The organism is Dehalobacter sp. DCM (genome assembly GCF_024972775.1).
GTDB lineage: Bacteria > Bacillota > Desulfitobacteriia > Desulfitobacteriales > Syntrophobotulaceae > Dehalobacter.
Genome location: NZ_CP092282.1, coordinates 1,532,164 through 1,551,975, shown reverse-complemented (window position 1 = coordinate 1,551,975; position 19,812 = coordinate 1,532,164). Strand labels below are relative to the sequence as shown.

At 46.2% G+C, this 19,812-nt stretch carries 17 protein-coding genes; 2 read left to right on the top strand and 15 right to left on the bottom strand.

The window, feature by feature from the left end; all coding sequences use genetic code 11:
• Positions 1-10: 10 nt before the first annotated feature.
• The 5 genes from LPY66_RS07350 to pilM are packed head-to-tail and all read right to left on the bottom strand — an operon-like array spanning position 11 to position 5,774.
• Positions 11-2,209, bottom strand: coding sequence for a pilus assembly PilX N-terminal domain-containing protein (locus LPY66_RS07350; RefSeq protein WP_337987430.1), 2,199 nt, complete (start codon positions 2,207-2,209; stop codon positions 11-13).
• Positions 2,210-2,223: 14 nt separating this feature from the next.
• On the bottom strand, positions 2,224-2,973 hold the full coding sequence (locus LPY66_RS07345) for a type IV pilus modification PilV family protein (protein ID WP_337987429.1): 750 nt from the start codon (positions 2,971-2,973) through the stop codon (positions 2,224-2,226).
• Between the two features lie 17 nt (positions 2,974-2,990).
• Complete coding sequence (locus LPY66_RS07340) at positions 2,991-4,181, bottom strand: hypothetical protein (protein ID WP_337987428.1); 1,191 nt, start codon at positions 4,179-4,181, stop codon at positions 2,991-2,993.
• Positions 4,182-4,196: 15 nt separating this feature from the next.
• Positions 4,197-4,739: a PilN domain-containing protein gene (locus LPY66_RS07335; RefSeq protein ID WP_337987427.1), complete on the bottom strand. Its 543-nt coding sequence runs from the start codon at positions 4,737-4,739 to the stop codon at positions 4,197-4,199.
• 36 nt (positions 4,740-4,775) lie between these two features.
• Positions 4,776-5,774 carry a pilus assembly protein PilM gene (pilM, locus tag LPY66_RS07330; RefSeq protein WP_337987426.1) on the bottom strand — a complete coding sequence of 333 codons (999 nt, stop codon included), beginning with the start codon at positions 5,772-5,774 and terminating at the stop codon, positions 4,776-4,778.
• Positions 5,775-6,001: 227 nt separating this feature from the next.
• On the opposite strand from pilM, the gene LPY66_RS07325 reads away from it, so the two are divergent.
• Entirely contained in the window at positions 6,002-6,163 is a 162-nt protein-coding gene (locus LPY66_RS07325) for a hypothetical protein (RefSeq protein ID WP_337987425.1), read from the top strand.
• A 236-nt stretch (positions 6,164-6,399) separates the two neighbouring features.
• Here the strand turns inward: LPY66_RS07325 and LPY66_RS07320 are convergent, their stop codons facing one another.
• The 8 genes from LPY66_RS07320 to LPY66_RS07285 all read right to left on the bottom strand — a co-directional run bounded on the left by LPY66_RS07320 (position 6,400) and on the right by LPY66_RS07285 (position 16,055).
• On the bottom strand, positions 6,400-6,828 hold the full coding sequence (locus tag LPY66_RS07320) for a type II secretion system protein (RefSeq protein WP_337987424.1): 429 nt from the start codon (positions 6,826-6,828) through the stop codon (positions 6,400-6,402).
• 109 nt (positions 6,829-6,937) lie between these two features.
• Positions 6,938-8,137, bottom strand: a complete 1,200-nt coding sequence (locus tag LPY66_RS07315) for a type II secretion system F family protein (RefSeq protein WP_337987423.1) — start codon at positions 8,135-8,137, stop codon at positions 6,938-6,940.
• Positions 8,138-8,173: 36 nt separating this feature from the next.
• Positions 8,174-9,226, bottom strand: coding sequence for a type IV pilus twitching motility protein PilT (locus LPY66_RS07310; RefSeq protein ID WP_337987422.1), 1,053 nt, complete (start codon positions 9,224-9,226; stop codon positions 8,174-8,176).
• A 9-nt stretch (positions 9,227-9,235) separates the two neighbouring features.
• Positions 9,236-10,984, bottom strand: coding sequence for a GspE/PulE family protein (locus LPY66_RS07305; RefSeq protein WP_337987421.1), 1,749 nt, complete (start codon positions 10,982-10,984; stop codon positions 9,236-9,238).
• 311 nt (positions 10,985-11,295) lie between these two features.
• Positions 11,296-13,569, bottom strand: a complete 2,274-nt coding sequence (locus LPY66_RS07300) for a DUF7507 domain-containing protein (RefSeq protein ID WP_337987420.1) — start codon at positions 13,567-13,569, stop codon at positions 11,296-11,298.
• 72 nt (positions 13,570-13,641) lie between these two features.
• A complete protein-coding gene (locus LPY66_RS07295; RefSeq protein ID WP_337987419.1) occupies positions 13,642-13,860 on the bottom strand; it encodes a hypothetical protein in 219 nt (72 codons plus the stop codon).
• Positions 13,861-13,886: 26 nt separating this feature from the next.
• The gene (locus LPY66_RS07290; protein WP_337987418.1) at positions 13,887-14,123 is read right to left on the bottom strand and encodes a hypothetical protein; all 237 of its coding nucleotides are present in this window, start codon (positions 14,121-14,123) and stop codon (positions 13,887-13,889) included.
• Between the two features lie 219 nt (positions 14,124-14,342).
• A complete protein-coding gene (locus LPY66_RS07285; protein WP_337987417.1) occupies positions 14,343-16,055 on the bottom strand; it encodes a DUF7507 domain-containing protein in 1,713 nt (570 codons plus the stop codon).
• A 264-nt stretch (positions 16,056-16,319) separates the two neighbouring features.
• Here LPY66_RS07285 and LPY66_RS07280 point away from each other — a divergent pair, with 264 nt between their 5' ends.
• Positions 16,320-16,472 (top strand): hypothetical protein, encoded by a 153-nt coding sequence (locus tag LPY66_RS07280; protein ID WP_337987416.1) that lies wholly within the window; start codon positions 16,320-16,322, stop codon positions 16,470-16,472.
• Positions 16,473-16,938: 466 nt separating this feature from the next.
• Here the strand turns inward: LPY66_RS07280 and LPY66_RS07275 are convergent, their stop codons facing one another.
• Complete coding sequence (locus LPY66_RS07275; RefSeq protein ID WP_337987415.1) at positions 16,939-18,612, bottom strand: sensor domain-containing diguanylate cyclase; 1,674 nt, start codon at positions 18,610-18,612, stop codon at positions 16,939-16,941.
• Between the two features lie 14 nt (positions 18,613-18,626).
• The gene (locus LPY66_RS07270; protein ID WP_337987414.1) at positions 18,627-19,781 is read right to left on the bottom strand and encodes an ABC transporter substrate-binding protein; all 1,155 of its coding nucleotides are present in this window, start codon (positions 19,779-19,781) and stop codon (positions 18,627-18,629) included.
• Positions 19,782-19,812 lie beyond the last annotated feature (31 nt).

Genomic DNA, 19,812 nt, shown 5'->3' with positions numbered 1-19,812 from the left:
CCTCGCTTCATTACATCCGTTGCCAATTTTGCACCTTGATCAAGCTCTGATAGGGATTCGCGCTCAGTTCATCCGGCGCGCCGCCGCCTCCGGCATAATTGAACGGATCTGTATCTCCTGTCGGCGATTTGAATAAATCATCCAGCCCTTCCGCAGCCACAACGTGTTTGACGAGGTTTTCATTGCCGATAAAATTCTTGGCGTATTGGTCTTTTACCACGATGTTATCCCCGGCAATAACCGAGCCATAGAAGGTAACCGTCCCCAGGACGTAGACCTTTCCGCTGGTAAGGATCAGTCCGCCAAACAACATCGATGGCGATCCCGGTGCTGTGACGACGATACTGCCTGCCGGGACATCCGCTGCCGTGTATTCCGGTCCTAAAATATAAATATCTTGGTTTTGGATACAGGAGACTTCCTTGATAGACCCCGTCGAATCGATTTCATTATTGCGGATCCAGGAGGAACCATCATACAGCATGGCTGTATTGACTCTGTTGCTAAAATCATTGGTAAACTGATTCAGGACAGCTGTCCAATGGTTCTCGTATGATTGCCTGTCGGCTACGTCGTTTAAGTTAAACGGAACCCATTGGATGCCGTTTTTGATAAAGGCTCCCACCGCACGAACCGAACCTTGCAAGTTGATCGCCGAAGCACTGTTGGTCACGACGGGCTGGCCCTCAGCTACCGGGTCGTTATATCCAATATTCAGGAAGTTCAGGAAACGTGTATAGATATCCACAATCCGTAGCGCCTTATCGTCCGCTGTGACATCGCTGCTGACTGTGCCGTCAGTATTCAGATTTTTATCCATTAAAAGCATGGAGTCCCCGACCTGGCGAAAGGAATATTTGTCCAAATCCCCCGGTTCAAGATAGCCATAGGATCGATAATTGCCGACGACGGAAACGCTTTCACCGGTCTGATAGGGTGTCGGATCATCGATATAAGAAGATCCTGCTAAAAAGGTATTGCCGAGGATCTGGAGCGACGAACCCTCTTCCTGGTCAATATCCTCACTATTGATAATGATGCTGCTGCTCATATCAACTCCGGATAACCCCATCGAATAACCGTAGTAGTCCTTGCCTATGCTTACCATGGCATTGGTCCCGTTCATTTCAATATCATCCTTGGCATAAACATTGTTATCAACCTGGACTGTGCCGGCTGTCGTACCCTGCTGGACGACCAGATTATCGATATAGCTGTTCCCACCGGTGGCAGTGAGTGGATTTTGTTTCACAAAAATGCCGGAATTGTCCGCATTGACCTGAAGGTTGGCGTAACTGTAAGCATCCCCATAAACATAGACATGCGTATTGTCCGTCGCGTCAGCTCCGGCTGTGATCCCGCCGAAATTCCGCATGTCGGATAAATCGCCTTGTTTGGTCCCGCAGGCAAAAATATCGCCTTTGACAGTAATATCGGCCGCGCTGCCGGAGAACGTGATGTCTTTATAGCTGGCCAGCGCCGTGCGCCAGAGCGGCTGATCATGAAGCAGAGCGATGGATGATTCCGTCTGGTAACCAATGATCCTGTCCGGGGCATCGACGGTAAAGGTGGAGGAAATCTGCTGAGTTATGTCCTGACCGTTAATCGTCTTTCTAACCGTAAAAGTAAGCGGGATGCTCAGCGTGCCGCTGCCATCTGCGGGATTAAAGGAAGTAATCGCACCGTTTACGGTAACCGCTTCAGGAATTTCACCCTGCACGGGTTTATAGTTATTGTTTGTTGTATCCGTTAGCTTGGCCACGGTATTCCCGTTCATGTTTCCGGCAAAAGCAGTCTTAAACAGATCCAAAAACTCATCGTAATAATCTGCCGAAGGGTCTGTCACCTGCTGGATCAAATAGTCCTCTTTCAACGATCCGTCGGCGTTCAACCAAGGACTGACATAGGTTTCATCGGTCAGGAGCTTAACCCGCTCGTCGGCGATAATCGTATCCACTTCGATGTTGATCGCCTCATTGCCTGCCTTGGCGGCAGCTTTTACCTGTTCGCTAAGCAGACCATAAGCCTGGTCAACTGCCGAGTCGGCAATATAAAACGTATTCTTGACGTTTTTGTCACTGGCCATCACCTTGAGATTGGATACCGTCAGAGTCAGAATAGCAATACCTAAGATGCTTAAGATCGCGGTGACCATGATAACCATGACCATGGTTATACCCTTGTCCGATTGAATCAGCTTTCTCCGCATTGTATTCACCTCCTCTAATTGGCCATTTTTACCACACTGAGCTCGGTTATAGCGTCAGCTAAGTCTGTGTCGTTCAGGGGCAGAACCCATACCGTTATTTTCGCGCCTTGTTCCTGTGCGGAGCTTTCCGGCGTCGGTTCGCTCCCCAAGACGATCACGGCATTGTCTCCCAAAGTCGGAACGAAGAGGAGTTTGTCCCCGGCTTCATGATAAATTTCCAGCTTCTGCGCGGTTTGGTTATCGATATTGATCGTGATTCCCCCACTCAGAGGCAAGGCAGCGTCGGGTAGTTTGAATTTGACCTTGACCGGCGACGCGAAATCGCTGGCAAAACTCTCTACAACACTTGAGCTCATCAACGCAACGGTATTGCTCGTGTCGTCTGCAATCAGGGTTAATGTTTCCCCGTCATAGGCGGAGAAATTGTAAAACGTATGGGAGTATGAAATATCTGAGACTGACTTAACCGCTTCCACCTTTACCTGGATATCGACACGATTACCGGTATCATGGATCGGAGGCATCATCCCGAAGCTGCCGTTATTGATGATCGTATTCAACTCGCTAAACGATTTGCTTTTATAATTTTCAATATACGACTGTGCTATTTGGTTGGCCTGCAGCTGCTTCTTTGATATCTGGTTATAGTGGACAGAATTGGAAAAGAAAGCGGCAATTGGCATAATCACGATCCCCAGGATGGCCAGACTCACCAGAACTTCAATCAGGGTAAACCCGTCCTGATTTCTTCTTTTCTGTTCCATTTCATCCCCCCCAAACTTTACTGGATACGAACCTCTCCACTGGTCTTGACAATCTTTATTCTTGGACTTTTTGTATCATCATTCAGGATCTGGACAGTAAACGGCTTGTCTGTATCATTTGATATAGTCAGGTTGACACCGTTCTGGTCGTTTTGTTGGTTTCGCACTGCGGAGTAGACAGCCAACGATAGATTATTACCAATCGGCACAAATTCTTCCGGGGTTCCAGTTTTGGGATAGGTATCGCCGGCATTGGTAAACTGATAATAGTATTTTCCTTCTTTTTCAGTCAACCGGATCGACACACTGACGAAAGTCTGTTCATCGCTGTAGACATAGCTGCTCCGTGTATAGTCGTTGCTTTTGCCAAGGATAACTGCCGGAATATCGGCCGTGACCGGTGCAACCGACATTAAAAAATCGGTGGGTGATGTCTGTACCGCGGCGGAGGCAGAAGGAGCCTGCGAGGCGGCAACGGTGCCGCCAACCGCGACAAACGGATTGGCAGTGCCGTATGTCCCCTGGATATCCCAGTTTAAGAAGTCCGCATCGGCACCATTGAACTTAGGCAGTAAATACAAACGGAAAACAACGTTACCCGACACCCCGGCTGTTTCTGTGCTTGGGGTGATTGTCATACTTTTAAGAAACATCTTCTTTTCCAAGGCTTCTGTTTTACTTAAGAAGGAAAGCAAGCTGCTATATGAACCGTTAAACTGGATCGTCAGATCCATGCTCGGAATCTGGTTATTCGGATTAATTGCCGCACCAGGTGTACCTGCCGCCTGAGAGCCTGCCAGCAGGTCATGCAAATAGTATGTCATCTCGGTTGAACCGCCGGAAGCCGCTACCGCAGTATCCGTCTTAAGTACCGGATAGGCAAAGCTGAGCGCCTTGCCGCTTAAATCCGCTGAACTTAGAAGCTGATCAACCGTGATGATCGTCTTGTCCTGACTGTTAAGCGGGAAAAACATCCGGGTCTGGTTATCAACCTTGGCCTTCATCAGCTTATACTCTTCCGCTATGACGCTGTCCGGCTGCTGAAATTCTTTAATATCCGCAATGAGCTTGGCATTTGCAGCTGCCTGGGCTTGAAGCTGAGTCAGGTTTTGCCACTGCGGCTGAAAAACAAATAAATAATAAATAATGAGTACGATAATTCCCGCTAATCCGAAAAGCAGATATTTTTCCCTCAACGAAAGCTTCATTCTGTGCCACCTCCTTTATTTCAAAGTTCCCTCAAGATTAAACTTATAAGAGCCGGAACCGCTATCCCGGTTAATGTTAACAACCTGGACATTGGCAAACAGCCCTGATTGGGTTAAATTGTGCTGCAATTCAGCAACTGTATCCCGAGAAGGCGCTGTACCCTGAATCGCGACACTTTTTTGTTCTGTAACAGCTAAGGATTGGAAAGATAATCCCGCAGGCACAGTTGCTGCAATCTGATCCAGCAGGCTCCGGTTGAGTTTATCCGATTTTTTCAAACCTTGCGCAATCTCGTTGACCGTGGTCAAATAGGTGCCCATTTTAGCAAGGTCGACCTGGGCCTGGGTTAATGCCGCCCTGTCCTTCTGAACAACCTCACTGGACAAATAGGCTTCCTGTTTCCCGATCTCGCTGCGAACCATCATCGCAGCAATGAGGTTAAAAGCCAGTGACAGGATAATCAATGCGACGACAATCCCCCCGCCAATCATGATTCTTTGATTCGGCTGAAGCTTTTTCTTATTTAAATATGGATTAAATAAATTAATTTGCTGCATAATCATCACCTTCCCGGGTCAAATCCCCTGAAGTTATTATTTCTTTATCAATGCACCAAGCGTATTTATAAAATACTGGCAGGTATCCCGCATCGTCTTTTCGCTCTCCTGAATGATACTCGATGCTGTCAATACCTCTGCCGGGATCTCCAAAGAATCACTGATATAAGAAGGTAACATTTTTATATCGGAACATCCTCCAGTCAGGATGATATTTTCTACCGGATTGCCTGTATTCATGCTGCTATAATAACGCATCCCTCTTTGAATCTCCTGCAGCCAAATTCCCACTTTAATTTCATCGACATCAACAGCGTCCTGAGCCGCAGCGACATCGCTGGTATTTGCCGATCTGGCTTCGGATAGAAAATTCTTTCCGCCAAGCTGTATTGTGCGGTGGAACAGAATATTCCCATTCTTGATAATATTGCATTCCGTATAGACATGACCAATGTCCAGAATGGCTGTGGTCTTTACCGGATCAAATTCTCTTCCGTTGATGATTTGTTTTTCATTAAAGAATGCAGCGATGTTACAGGCGTGAATCGTAAGGACGAGGGGTTGAAGCTTGAGCATTTCCGCCAATTGCCAATATTTTTCGACGATCTCTTTGGGTGTGGCTGCGACAAAGATGCGCGAACTGTTTTCAGATTTATTTTTGCCGGATTGTATAATAAAAAACTCGATAATATACTGATCCATTTGAATCGGCAGGGCCTTTTCCACCTCAAAGCCGATCATCTGTTTGATTTCACTAGTTTTCTTGGTTGGAAGTGTAAATTCACGAGTTATGATATCGGAACTGGTAATGGAAAAGACAACTTTCTTTGCCGAGATGGCGTTTTTGATCAAGTGATCCCGTATGGTGGCACTTAAGGTAGGCACATCTATCAAATTACCATTGGCTGCCGTACCGTCTGGAGTTCGAAACAGGATCTTCTTTATTACTTTAAGTCCTTTGCCGGAATCTCTGCAAATAATCCCTTTGGTCGAAAACGACCCGATATCCAGAGATAATATGTCGGTTGTATTCATCTTGTATCACCAGCTCCCTGTGTTATTTCTATGTGTACCTTAATGTATCCAGTATGGTCTCCCCCCAAAAATGAGGATAGTACCACCAGTGCGATATTAGAAACGAAAGTAACGGTATCCTTCATGTCTTTTGCCAATTTGAACGAAAACCAACGCTGTGACCCCACCGATGACCGATGCGAAATGAAACGACTAAAATTTGGCACCATCCCAGCCAGTTTCCGAGCATGGCTATCAGTTTAATATCGCCGACCAGCGCGCCAACCAACGCTTCAAACCAACCGGAATGCTGTCCCGGAAAAAAGAGAAAAAAGTCCGCAGATAAAACAGATAAGATTTACAAGATCGGGGATAATTTGTTCCTTGATATCGATGACGAAAATCATTAAGAGAATACTGCTTATAATAGTCCCATGCAGAAAATCCAAAGAAAGACCGTATTGGTAAACCATCAATCCCCAGATTATGCCGTTAACAATCGCAAGTGTAATAGTTTCCAAAGCAGGGGATGACGCCTTTGATTCTGGCGTCGTCCCCTGGATGGTAAATAAAACCACTTTATTTAAAATGAAACAATAAATTAAGCCAACAAATATCCCTAGTACTTAACCTAATAAGCGATTTATTACGGTGCAACATATTTTGTGCCTTCAGTTACAACTTGCGCTGCAGCAGATATAGCTGCATAAGTGCCAGCTGCCGTAAAGGTCACTTGGTAATGTCCAGATGCGTCCTTACCAATTGTAAATGAACCACCCACCTGTGGAGTTGGCACTTCCATATATGTTTTTTGTAGGTCACCGTTAGCTACAGTGTCTGTTTGCGTTAACTTTGAAACAGCGAATCCAGTTTGCGTTTCTTGAATCCTTGCTGCATTAACAATCTGCGTTGCAGTAGCTCCATCAGCATTAAAAGCAGCTTGTAGTCGCATATTATTGAACCGCGGGATCGCAATCGCAGCCAAGATCGCCAGAATAGCCATGACGACTATCAGCTCGATCAGGGTAAATCCTTTCTTGTTTTTCATTTGTTTGTTCATTTTTTGAAGTAACATGTTCTTCTCTCCTTTAACTTTCTTATTTTTAATTTTTTCCGTAAACCAATTAAGTATTATCCATTATTTTTCCATCGACTGCGCCCTCTTGGCAATATTCTCCCCCTCTCTATACTGTTTTGGACAAGTCGAAGACCGGCATGAGAATCGCTATCACAATAAACCCAATTAGTGCGGCCATGATCAGGATAAAAACCGGTTCGAGCATGGATACGAGTTTCTGCAGGGATACTTCCGCTTCCTCGTCGTAAAAATTGGCCGTCTTATCCAGGATATTTTCCAGACTACCGGATTCTTCCCCGATACGGACCATACTGACCAGCATCGGCGGGAAAAGCAGGGTTTTATGAAGTAAATCGGAGAGGCTGACGCCTTCCCGGATTTCTTCGACGACTTTCTTGATCTCTCTTACTACGACAAGATTGCCGACGACGCTGGCTGCCCCGTCCAGAGCCGGGATTAGTGAGATACCGCTTGCCAGAAGCGTTCCTAAGGTCCTGGCAAACCGGGCCGAATAGATTATCCGGATGGATTTATTGACGATCGGCAAACGCAAACTTAAACGATGAAGCTTATAGCGGCTGTTTTCATTGCCAAGCAGTCTCTTAATGACATAGATCAGCGCGGCAATGATGATCAGGAAAATATACCAGTAGGAACGGAGTCCGTTGCTGGCCCCCAGCACGACCCGTGTTGGCCAGGGAAGCTGAATGCCGCTGGACTGGAACAGCCCGATAAATGTCGGCATCACCGCTGTCAGCAAGAGTATCACGACGGCAATCGCCAAGACGCAAAGGATGATCGGATAGATCATCGCCGTATGGATCTTATTGTTTATCTTATTGTCTTTCTCGTATTGTACGGCCATTCGTTCCAATAACGTATCCAAGGTACCGCTGGATTCGCCTGCAGCGACCATCTGAGTCATCAGGTCCGGGAATACAGAATGTTTCTTCATGGCGACTGAAAGAATCTGTCCTTTTTGCACGTCTTCATAGACGTTAGTGACTGCTTCCCTCAGCTTCCGGTTATCCAGCTGGAGCCGCAGAATATCCAGGCACTTGATGATCGATATACCTGCATTGAGCATCGTATAAAACTGGCGGCAGAAAACAGCCAGATCTTTGGCATTCGGTTTTTTGGAAAAACGCACTTTTGACAGGTCTTTGCCGCTGGTTTCCTGGATAGACAAAGGGTATTGGTTTTGTCTTTTGATAATGTCCAGGGCTTCCATTTTGGTCTCGGCAACGACCGTCGTCCGGACACTGGTGCCTGAGTTGGTCAACGCTTTGACTTCGTAATTTGCCATTTTTTCTCCCCCTGCATTCCCGGAAGTCATTTCCTATTAATTAATATAGCGTCTGACGATATCCGTCTCCATGCAATATTTAAACACGTCTTCCTGGGTGATCGTCCCCTGACGGTATAAGCTGAGAAGGCTTCCGTCCATAGTTTGCATCCCCTGTTTTGCACCGGTTTGAATGACATTTTGAATCTGATAGGTTTTATTCTCGCGGATCAAGTTGCGGATCGCGTTATTGGCCAGCATCACTTCTACAGCGACAGTACGGCTCTTTTGATCCGCCGTCGGCAATAATTGCTGGGAGACGATTCCTTCCAAGACTGTAGAGAGCTGAATCCGGATTTGCTGCTGCTGATGTGGCGGAAAGACATCAACGATACGGTCGATTGTTTTCGCAGCACCGACCGTATGCAGTGTAGACAATACCAAATGCCCTGTTTCCGCTGCCGTAACCGCAATGCTAATCGTTTCCAGATCCCGCATCTCGCCGACTAAGATAACATCCGGATCCTGGCGCAGTGCCGCCCGCAGTCCATTGGAGAAGCTGTCGACATCACTCCCGACTTCCCGCTGGTTAATAATGCATTGATCATGTTTATACAGATATTCGATCGGATCTTCCAAGGTAATGATGTGCGATTTTCGTTCGTGATTCATTTTATCGATCATGTAGGCCAAGGTTGTCGTTTTGCCGCTTCCCGTCGGCCCTGTCACTAAAATCAGTCCGCGCTGTTTGCTCGTTAACTCATTGATGACCGGCGGCAGTCCCAGCTCCTCGATGGAGGGGATCCTGCCCATGACCGATCGGAAAGCCGCGCTGAATGTTCCTCTCTGTTTATAGACATTAACCCTGAAACGGCCAAATCCGCTGTGGGAAAAGGAAAAATCCAATTCATGCTTATTTTCCAGTTCTTTCAACTGCACTGGCTTCATGATCTGCTGGAGCAAGCTCATCACATCAGTGGGTGTTAACGCTTCGTAAGCCAGCGATCTAAGGCTGCCGTTAGCCCTAATCACCGGCGGGATGCCGACGGTGATATGCAGGTCTGATGCTTTGGCGTCGTACGTATGCCGGAATAATTCAAAGATATCCATTGACATCCCTCATTCCAAATTGTATTTATGCTTCAATAATTCTTCGATCGATGTTACCCCTGTCCGTACCAATTCGGTGCAGTTTTCCTGCAGGGTGATAATACCGTCTGCTTTCGCTGCCTCCCTGATTTCTTCGATCGGTCGCTTATTATCAATCAAATTATGGATTGAGCGGCTGATCGGCATGATTTCCGCGATAGCAGTCCTGCCTTTATACCCGGTCAGACTACAGGAATTGCATCCTTTGGCCCGATAGAGAATGACTTCTTCATCCCTGGCACCGATTAGTTTTTTATCATTTTCCCCGGCCAGATATTTTTCTTTGCAATTGGGACAAAGTTTGCGTACTAAACGCTGAGCCAGCACACCGACCAGACAGGATGAGATCAGGTAGGGTTCGATACCCATATCGATCAACCGCGAGACGGTTGCCGCAGTGTCGTTCGTATGCATGGTACTGATTACCAAGTGTCCGGTAATAGCAGCCCGGACTGCGATTTGCGCTGTTTCGGCATCCCGAATCTCCCCAACCATGATAATATCCGGATCCTGACGGAGAATTGAACGAAGTCCGCTGGCGAAAGTCAGACCGGCTTTGTTGTTGACCTGGACTTGATTGATCCCGAATAAGCGGTATTCGACCGGATCCTCAATGGTGATAATATTGCGGTTAGTTTTATTTAATTCCAGCATAATGGAATAGAGTGTCGTTGATTTACCGCTGCCGGTGGGCCCGGTGACAAGGATGATCCCGTTCGGATGACTGACAATCGTATCGAACCGTTTCATATTATCCGGAGTAAACCCCAAGTCTTTCTTGGTGACCAGGAACCCGCCCTGGTCAAGCAACCGGATAACCATCTTTTCCCCAAACATTGTCGGTAAAGATGACAGCCGCATATCAATCATCCTGCCGTCAATTTCAGTCTCCACCCTGCCGTCGAGGGGAATGCGTTTCTCTGCGATATCCATTCTTCCCATAATCTTAATCCGAGTGATTAATGCGGAGTGGGAAGCTTTTTGCAGTGTCATGATTTCCTGCAATTCACCGTCGATCCGGAAACGAATCCGGACGCTTGCCTCAAAGGGTTCGATGTGGATATCGCTGGCCCGCATTTGGATAGCTTGCCGGATCAGATTATTGACCAACCGAACCATCGGCGCATTATTGATGTCGGCTAATGCCGCTTCGCTCAGTTCATTCGCGTCAGTTAAATCGAATTGGCGCTTTAAATCTTCGACCGCCTGTTCTGCACTTTGTCTCCCATAGTATCGGTCGATGGCTTTGACAACGTCCTTTTCTCCAGCAAACATCGGTTCGATTTCCATACCGGTGCTTAAACGGATATCATCAATAGCATATACATTCATCGGATCAACCATTGCAACTGAAAGTGTATTGTCATGTTTGCGCCAGGGAAAGGCCAGGTGTCTGCGTGCCATGTTTTCCTGGATTAAATTCGGGATATCCGGGTTGATACTCTGACTCTCCAGATCGATATAGGACATACCTGTCTGATATCCCAGGATCTCAAGCAAGACACGCTCTTCAAGGAAACCGTTACTGATCAATACTTCACCAAGCCGGTTGCCGGTTTTTTTTTGAAGAACGAGTGCCTTTTTGAGGTCCTCTTCTGAAATCGCGCCCGTTTCTATAAGTAAATCACCGATTTTGCGAAAACTATTTTTATTGTTCTCAAAGAACCTGTCCAACCCCGTATTAGTTTTTCCATTCAGGCCAGAGTTATTAATGTCCATCACCTTTTCGTGTAGCAGTATAAAATTCTATAACTCAGAAATAACTTATAAAAGAATTGTCCGATTATTACGCATAATATCTCTAATTTAAGTATATAACAAGTATGTAGAAAAAGTAAATACTTCTGTAATTTTTTGTCAATATTTAGTACCTATTGTAATATCAGTTTATCATCATAAATACGTTCAGGAAATCGTACCCGCTATATTTGGCAATGACATTTATGTCACAAACCATGTCAAAACTAAAAGGCGTCACACAGTGACGCCTTTTAGCAGTTCGAGGTTGAATGCCTGTCAGATATTATCTTTTATTTTTGGAACCGACGGATCAGCGCGCCAATGGCGGTGATGACTGAGCCGCTCAGGATATAAGCTGCTGTGTTGCCACCGGTTTGAGGCAACGCGGGCTGGTCATCCGCTGCTGCTACAGCTTCGTCACCTTGTTCTCCCGGGACTAAGACCGGTTGTTCCGGAGACTGCACAGTAACTTCAGCGGAATCCGTGGCTGTTGCCAACTCTATTCCATAGTTTCCTGTTGCCACAGCGATATTCGTGGTGGTCACAGCGATATTTTTAGTGGCTGTATAAATCCAGGTTTCACCCGGATCGAGAACACCAACGTTAACCGTATCGCCAGAACCAAAGGCAGGGCTGAAATCATCTGTTGTAACAGCAGGTGTTCCGTTGTCATCTTTGACTGTTACACCAGTCAGAGGCACGTTGCCAGGATTGGTAACTTTATAGGTGTAGGTTACATCACCGGCAGCCGTCATCACGGAAACATTTGCTTCCTTAACGATAGCGATCTGAGGAATTGTTGGAATTACCGGCGGGGTTCCGACGGTGACAGTGGCTGTCGCTTCAGCTGTCACTCTGTCTTCTCTATGCGTCCAGGCAGTCACAACGACTTTATTGGTCGTTGTTGCTGTGAGATTGATGCTATCCGAGGTGAATTTCCAAACTTCACCTATGTTAAGTAAATCATTTTCATTGTCGTCACCGGAGACATAATCTGCAGGAAAGTCATCCCCATCGTCAAGCGGTGTGCCGTTATCATCTAGGACATCTTCTAGACCGATATACAGCGGGACATTGCCGGTGTTGGTTACGGTGTATTCATAGGTTACCGTACCGCCGCCGTATGGCAGTGATGCTGTGCTTGGGGTCTTCACAATACTGACTCCCGGTTGGACATTGAATTCATTGACAATATTGATAACCACGGCCTGTCCGGCTGCAACTTCAACCGAAAAATTTGCCGGCATGAGTAGTTCTCCAATATACGGTGTGAATCCTGCCGGTGCGTTTTCCGTCAGTTCATAGGTGCCGGGAGTCAGTTCGCTGAAGGTTACGCTGCCCGGGCCGGTAAGCGACTTTTCATCGCTCCACTCCTCGCTGCCGGTCAACACGAATCCAGCGACCAGGTTGGCATCGGAATCAGGCGAATTAGAATAGGTTTTATTGATGACGATGCTTCCTGTTTCCGGTATGGCGACCGGTACAGTGAATTCGGCTGTATCGGTTACAGTCATATCTTTATAAGTTCCGCTCGCGGTCGCCATGTTTGTGGTGCTTTCCGTCAGGGTTGCAGCAGCTGTGTAAATCCAGGTTTCAGTCGTGTCAAGTTTGCCATCACTATTGGCATCGCCGGTGGGAACAACAGACGAAAGGTCGATTTTATCGTCGGCAACTGTAACATCACTTAATGGAACATTACCGGGATTTGTTACGGTATAGGTATAGGTCACTGAACCGCCGCCAACCGGCAAAGTATCCGGAGTGGCACTTTTTGCAATGTTAATCTGAGGATCAGGCTGAGTCACTCTGACTGTGGCCGAATCGGTAGCCGTCAGGTTTTTGCTGCCGCATTTTCCAGTTACAGTGACCGTATTGGTTGTCGTTGCAGTCAGGGCAACCGTAGCCGTATAGGTCCATATTTCATTTTTTTCCAGTTTGCCATCCGAATCACCGCCGGTCTTTTCCGGTTCGGAAATCTGGCCAGCCGCAATTTTATCATCGGTTATTTGAATATTAGTAATTTCTTTGTTATCGCTGTTTTTTACAACATACGTGTAAGTAACTGAATCCCCGCTCATCACCGATGCTGCACTGGCTGTTTTCTTAACGGTTAAAGCCGGTGGTTTAACAGTGTTTTCGACAATAAACGTGTGAGTGCTAACATCCCCCTTATGAGGATTAGACTTGTATTCAATCAGCGTTGTCTTATTATTACTATCGTTTAAACTAGTCGTGTAGCCGTCGGGAACTGTTTCGGAAATAGCGTATTTTCCTGGTGTCAGGTTTTTGAATTCCACTTCACCTTTATTCCCTATGGATTTTGTTGACTTACTGGCAACATTTTCATACCTGTCTTTTTTATCATTCCATTTGTACAGAGTAAATGTTACCCCTTCATAGCCGTCTTTATTATTGTCGCTGGCAGTTTTCTGGACTGTTATGACACCATTATTGTGGCAGGCTAATGCCTCCTTCGGAGTCCCGAAGAATCCGAGGGTAAATACCAGCACTACTGCGGTCATAATTGCCAAAGGTTTTGCAAAAAAACTTCTTTTGCTAAGCATGTTTATTCCTCCTTCTCTTCATTAAATACGTTTTTTTCAATTCTTTTTATATCATTCAGTAAAGATACTCCGCTAGGACACCTCCTCTTTATTCTTCCATGAAACCAGATTTGTTTGTGTGGCTTCATTGATAAGCATCATGAGTTCCAGCTCACTTCGGAACTTCCGGGTCTTCTTCTGGTCCAACCACTGGATTGTTCCCTGCCAGCTGGCATTCTGTCTGTATTGGATACGGATCAGAAAGGATGCTTCCGGGGGCCGTGTCCCGGTGTTCTTTTCTTCTTCAGACATTTCGCCACCACCTTTGGGCAGAATAGTTACCATTTCCTTAAGATAGAATCGGACATGGGTAATCCGGTTTCTTCGAGTGTTCGGTTAATCAGCTGGATCATTTGGCCGTAGCTTTGGAATTCCTGGTATTGGCCCGATCCGATATGTTCGATCTTCCCCTGAATGTCGCCTTCCAGACCGGGAGAAACCCGGATCAGGAAGGTCGCTTCCTGTGTTCCGGTAAGATGAACCGTTTTTCGCGAAAAGTGTATTTTGTTGTTCATACGGGTCAAATTCCTTGCTTGTCTTAATATTATTGTATTTATAAAATAAACTATACCCGTCATAAATTCGTAACATGTCTGTCACAAAATAGTCACATGATTACACCGGGGTGACACAGGGTGTTGGCTATGCTGGCCATCGGCAAAAAAAAGGATCATCAGCCTCGGGTTATCACCCTGCTAACAATCCTTTTTTATCGCTTAATTATTTGAGCCGAATTACTTCTTATTAAACCGCCGAACGAGTGCGCCAACTGCTGTGATGGCCGAGCCGCTCACGAGGAATGCCGCTGTACTGCCGCCGGTCTTGGGCAGTTCTTTCGCTGGTGGTGCCACGGGGTCGTCATCTGTGGGCACTAAGACTTTTTCTTGAGGAAGCACGATGACTTCCGCACTATCGGTGGCAGTGACGGTCTGCTGGCCATACGTACCCGCAGCTGTCCCGATGTTCGTCTTGGTTGCTTTTACGGTGGCGGTGGCGGTAAAGATCCAGGTCTCGCTGGGATCGAGGTACCCCGTGTTTACTGTATCACCGGATACATAGGTCGCAGTGAAATCGTCCGTTGTATCGCTGGGTGTGCCGTTGTCATCTTTGACACTGACGCCGCTGAGCAGGACATCACCGGGATTGGTGACCGTATAGGTGTAGGTTACCGGTCCGCCGCCAAAGGGCAAGGTGGCAACATTAGCCGTCTTGGCAAGGGCAATCAGAACCCGGGAAGCCGGCGGATTATACGACGGGACATACGGGGCAACGGTCACTGTGGCGCTAGCTTCGTCGCTGATCATTTCACCGCACAGGTAAGCAGTGACTTTGGCTGTATTGGTTGTGGTCACTTGAATGGTCCGTGTAGCTGTATATTTCCAGGTCTGGCCCGGAGCGAGAGCGTCGCCGATTTTGTCTGTCTCGACATCCGCTGTCTTGGTCATCTCGTAGACGCATTCCGGCGTAAAGTCGTCGGTTGGATCCGCGGGGGTGCCGTTATCATCCAGCACCTGAACCTTGTAAAGACGTACTTTGCCTTTATTGGTTACTTCATAGGTATAGGTGACGGAGCCGCCGCCATAAGCCAGGGATGTGGGGTTGGCGGTCTTGACGATATCGATGGGCGGTTCTACCTTAACCGTGGCGCTGGCAGTCGCTGTCACATATTTCTCATCGCCCTTTGCGTAATACCCTTTGGCTGTGGCCGTATTGGTGGTTGTTTTCTTGATGGTGCGTTCACTGGAGGTATAGATCCAGGTTTCTCCCGGCTCAAGTAAATAGTTGTTATTGCTGTCACCGGAGACATAGGTGGCAAAGAAATCGTCCTTCTTAAATTCAGGGGTTCCGTTGTCATCGCTGACACCGTAAGCGCGTTTGACCCCCAAAAAGAGCTTCATATCTCCCGGATTGGTGACGTTATACGTATAAACAACGGTTCCTCCGCCCAAGGGCAGTGTTGTCTTATCTGCTGTTTTGGTTAGGGCAATGTTGGGGACAGGGACAACAACCGGCGTGTTGACAACATTAAACGTATAGGAACTGACATGCCCCCGTTGTTCTCCTTCTCGGAATTCGGTCAGGGTGGCCCCGTTGTTTTCATCATTCAAATCCGACGCGTATCCTTTGGGAACATCCTCATATAGCCTGTAATCTCCCGGTGCCAGGCCGGTAAAGGTGGCGATGCCTTCGGTGTTGGTGTTTTGAGAGGCAACTTCCTCATAGAAGGAGGGGCTGCGCTCCGGGTTTACCTTCTTCTTTAATGTAAATTTGACGTTCACAAAACCGTCTGTTTTATTATCCGCGGCTGTCTTTTGCACCGTGATGACGCCGTCATTGGTACATGCCTCTGCTGCCTTCGGGTTTCCGATAAACCCTAAGGTGAAGACCAAAGCAAAAACCGTAAACAGTGCTATGGCCTTCGATAACCGTTTTCCCTTCGTGATCATGTTCTTCCTCCTTAATTCTTTTGATTCCCAGGTATATCGTCGTTATTTGTTCTGACACCTCCCTCTTTATATCAATAAAAACGGTGGTGTTTCATTTATGTAGTGCATGAAGTATATGAGCCCACCACTGAGATATATATTCAGGCATCGTTCAGAATATTTATCTCTACTTACCAAGTTGTTTGATCTTTTAAAATGTTTTATGAGCTTGGGTGTAGGTCAGATTCGTCACTGGTGACGAATCTGACCTTTCCTGACCTTCGGATGAGAAAAAGGCAGAGAATTCCGTTTGACATTGCTCTAGAGACTCCCAATGCCGAGACGATTACCGCCATGGAGGAGGCTGATCGCATCAGCCGCGATGCTTCGGTTAAAGGCTATACCGATGTCGAACAGATGATGAAGGAGCTTTTGTAACCCACAGCGATTTATTCGGATAAGGCAACGGCAGACAATGCTTATGAGAAAGCCTTCGTACGTTCAATGGAATTAGTACTAGTAATATGATCTTTCAATAATTAGACAAATATATTCTTTTGGGTCCGGTCCGTGCACCACATTCCGCTTTCGGCTCTTGCGCCATCCGTGGCGCAAAGAGCCGCGCTCCGCAATCCTACTCCGCTTGCCGCCGGAAATGTGGCACGCAGACCGAGCTATGGGAGTTGAATGTCCAGATATTAGTGAACGTTGTACTATTAAAGAGAGAGGCAGTATCCCTTTTGAGGGACACGCCTCTCTCTTTCTTTCCGTCCTATTCCACACTTTTCAGGGATTCGATCATATCGATTCTCTTTAAACTGAAATGGGTGATGGTGTTGACAATGACGATACCTTCAGCGTAGCTATCTCCCGCTTGCGTTCACTGATATTGATATTGGAAAAGTTATAGAGGACCTATCATCCTTCCCACTTCAACTCTATTACGACCATTGCGCTTCGCTTGATACATTGCCTGATCTGCTAAGCGAATAATCATTGATGGTTGTGAACCTGCTAAGGGGACAATAGCAGCTACACCTACACTCACAGTAATCACCATGCTAATGCCTGAACTTTCATGTTTAATTGCCTGCTCTTCAATCTTAGATCTCATTTCTTCAGCTAAAAATACAGCACCTGAAATATCTGTATCAGGAAGTATAGCGGCAAATTCTTCACCGCCATAACGGGCAGCACAATCTATACTCCGTCTTAACGTACCTTTAAAAATACCGGCTACTTGTTTCAAACAGTCATCACCAGCTTGATGTCCGTAAAAATCATTGTAGTTTTTAAAAAAATCGATATCGAGCATAATAAGTGCCAATGTCGTTCCCTGTCTCATCCCTCGATCCCATTCTTGGGTTAAAACTTGATCAAAATAACGCCGGTTGCCAATTCCGGTCAAACCATCCAACGAGGAGAGCATCTGCAGTTCTTTGTTGGCAGCCATCAGCTCCTGGGTTCTCTGTGACACCTGAACCTCGAGATCTTCCTTAACTTTATACAACGCTTCTTTCTTTGTTTGAAGGGTATTGCTCATGGACTGAAAATCATGCGCCAGCTTATTTAACTCAGCAAAAGCAGTTGACTGCGCTGTCAAAGAACTGGCTTGGGTAAAATCTCCTGCTGCGAGAGCGTGTGTAGCCCGGCTGAACTGCTCCAGCGGGGTAATTACAAAGCGCTGTAATTGTTTTCGAATATACCATATCAACAACAGCAAAACGATAACTGATGTGAAAAGTATCAAAACTAATATCCCTAGATATAAACCGAAAAAAGAAGATAAAGGAACCTGGTCTACCACTAACCACCCTGTTCGTTCTACCCGAATAGCACTCCCCAAAACCCTGGTTCCGTTATATAGGTAAAAACCATTAACCTTTCCGGTTTGAATCCGGTTGAAAATTTCTAAATAACTTAAATTGATTTGCTGTTTAACCAAGTCAGGAGAGGGATGAGCTATTAGTGCCCCGGTTTGATCCATAATAAACACAAAATCCTTGCCCGACCTACCCGTGATGTTGACAATTTCTTGCTGGAACAAACCTAGATTGAGTTCGCCCACGACATAGCCTTGGCTGGCAAGGGCTTTAATCAAATAAACCGTAGGTTCACCCGTACGCAGCGAAATAAAGGGCCTGGAAATAATGAGGGTTTGCGTATCTCTTATTTGCTGAATATCCAGTAAATTGGCCATATCCAGGCCTAAATAACGTGAATCGGCAGGTGTTAATAATTTAACCTTCTTAGCTTCATCCAAATAATACAAAGTATCAAAATATCCATAGGCCTTCCAAGTGCTTGTCATATAAGCCGATAAACTATCTTCCCTGGAAAATTCAGCCAACTCAGCAACCGCGTCCAGGATACGCCCTCCTTGATCAAGATGATGATCGACAATAGTAGCCATTGATTGCGCAATTTGGTACTGCTGGATTTCCAGATTTCTTTCCTCTAAATAGGCTATTCCAACAATTGCTGTAAATCCCAAGACTAAAAGAGGAAGGAACAAGCGAAAAAGTACTAACTGCAACAATACTTGACGGAGGGAAGGAGCATTCTTTGTGCTTGTCATTACTTACCTCCAGCTCAGTTTAATGTCATCTTTTCAAGAATAATGAATTTGCCATCGCGGATAGTACTCAAATAAAAAGGACGCGCAACATCGCCATACTGATCGAAAGAGAAGGTATCCATCAGTCCCTGGAAGTTACGAATTTCTGTTAACGCCTGCCGTAACCCCTTCGCTTTGCCACCTGTTTTTTCCAAGGCGGCTGCAAGGGCCAGGGCGGCTTCATAACTAAAAACTGCACCAAAAGACGGGGCCTTTCCAAATCTGGCTTGATAACGCGACTGAAAATCGAGCAATGCTGGCGATTGAGAACTCATCGCGTAGGACTGTTCGAGTTTAAGTCCTTCAACGGCCTGCCCGCCATTAATTATTAGGGTTTCGGTCTGTGCCCAAGCAGAAGTATACAAAGGGGCCTTCCAATCCATGAGACGGGCTCTTTGTGCAATGAGTGCTGTATCTATATCCGAAGCAATAATCAGCAGGCCATCTGCTTTGCTTTCACGTAATTTTAATAGCAATGGCGCAAAATCAGGTTGGGCTGTTGAAGAAAAACTTAATTCCTTGGTTATTTTCCCACCTATTGCCTGATATTTCTCAACAAAGGCTGTACTATATGTCTTCGCATAAGCAGCGTTATCAAGGTCATAGATAACAGCCAATTTTGTTATGCCATCCCGCTGACAAGTATATTGAGCAAATGCTTGCGCACTGTTTTTGAATGAAGGGTATACCCGAAAGAAATAATCATCCAAGCCGCTTAATTTCGGAGAAGAAACTGTGGGGCTAAGCATTATCACGTTAGCGGGATTCGTTACTTCAAGGCCTGCCACAGTTTGCGCAGTAGTGGCATGTCCAATAATTGCCAGGACACCAGCCTTTATCAATTCTTGATCGGCTTCTTTTGCTTTCTCAGGAATACCGAAGTCATCTCGGACAATTAAATCGATCTTATGTCCTGCAACACCGCCCTTAGCGTTAATTGTTTCAACTGCTAATTGGACACCATTACGTTCTTGAACGCCTAATTCAGATTGTCTACCGGTTAGTTGGGCGGAAAATCCAATAAGGATAGGTTTTTTTCCTATACAACCTTCCATTAATAAACTAAAGGCTCCGAGCAATAAAATCACCATCATAATACAAAACCATCTGCGATGAATTAATGTGCTCATCTCTTAGCCTCCTCCATAATTCCTTGAGCTT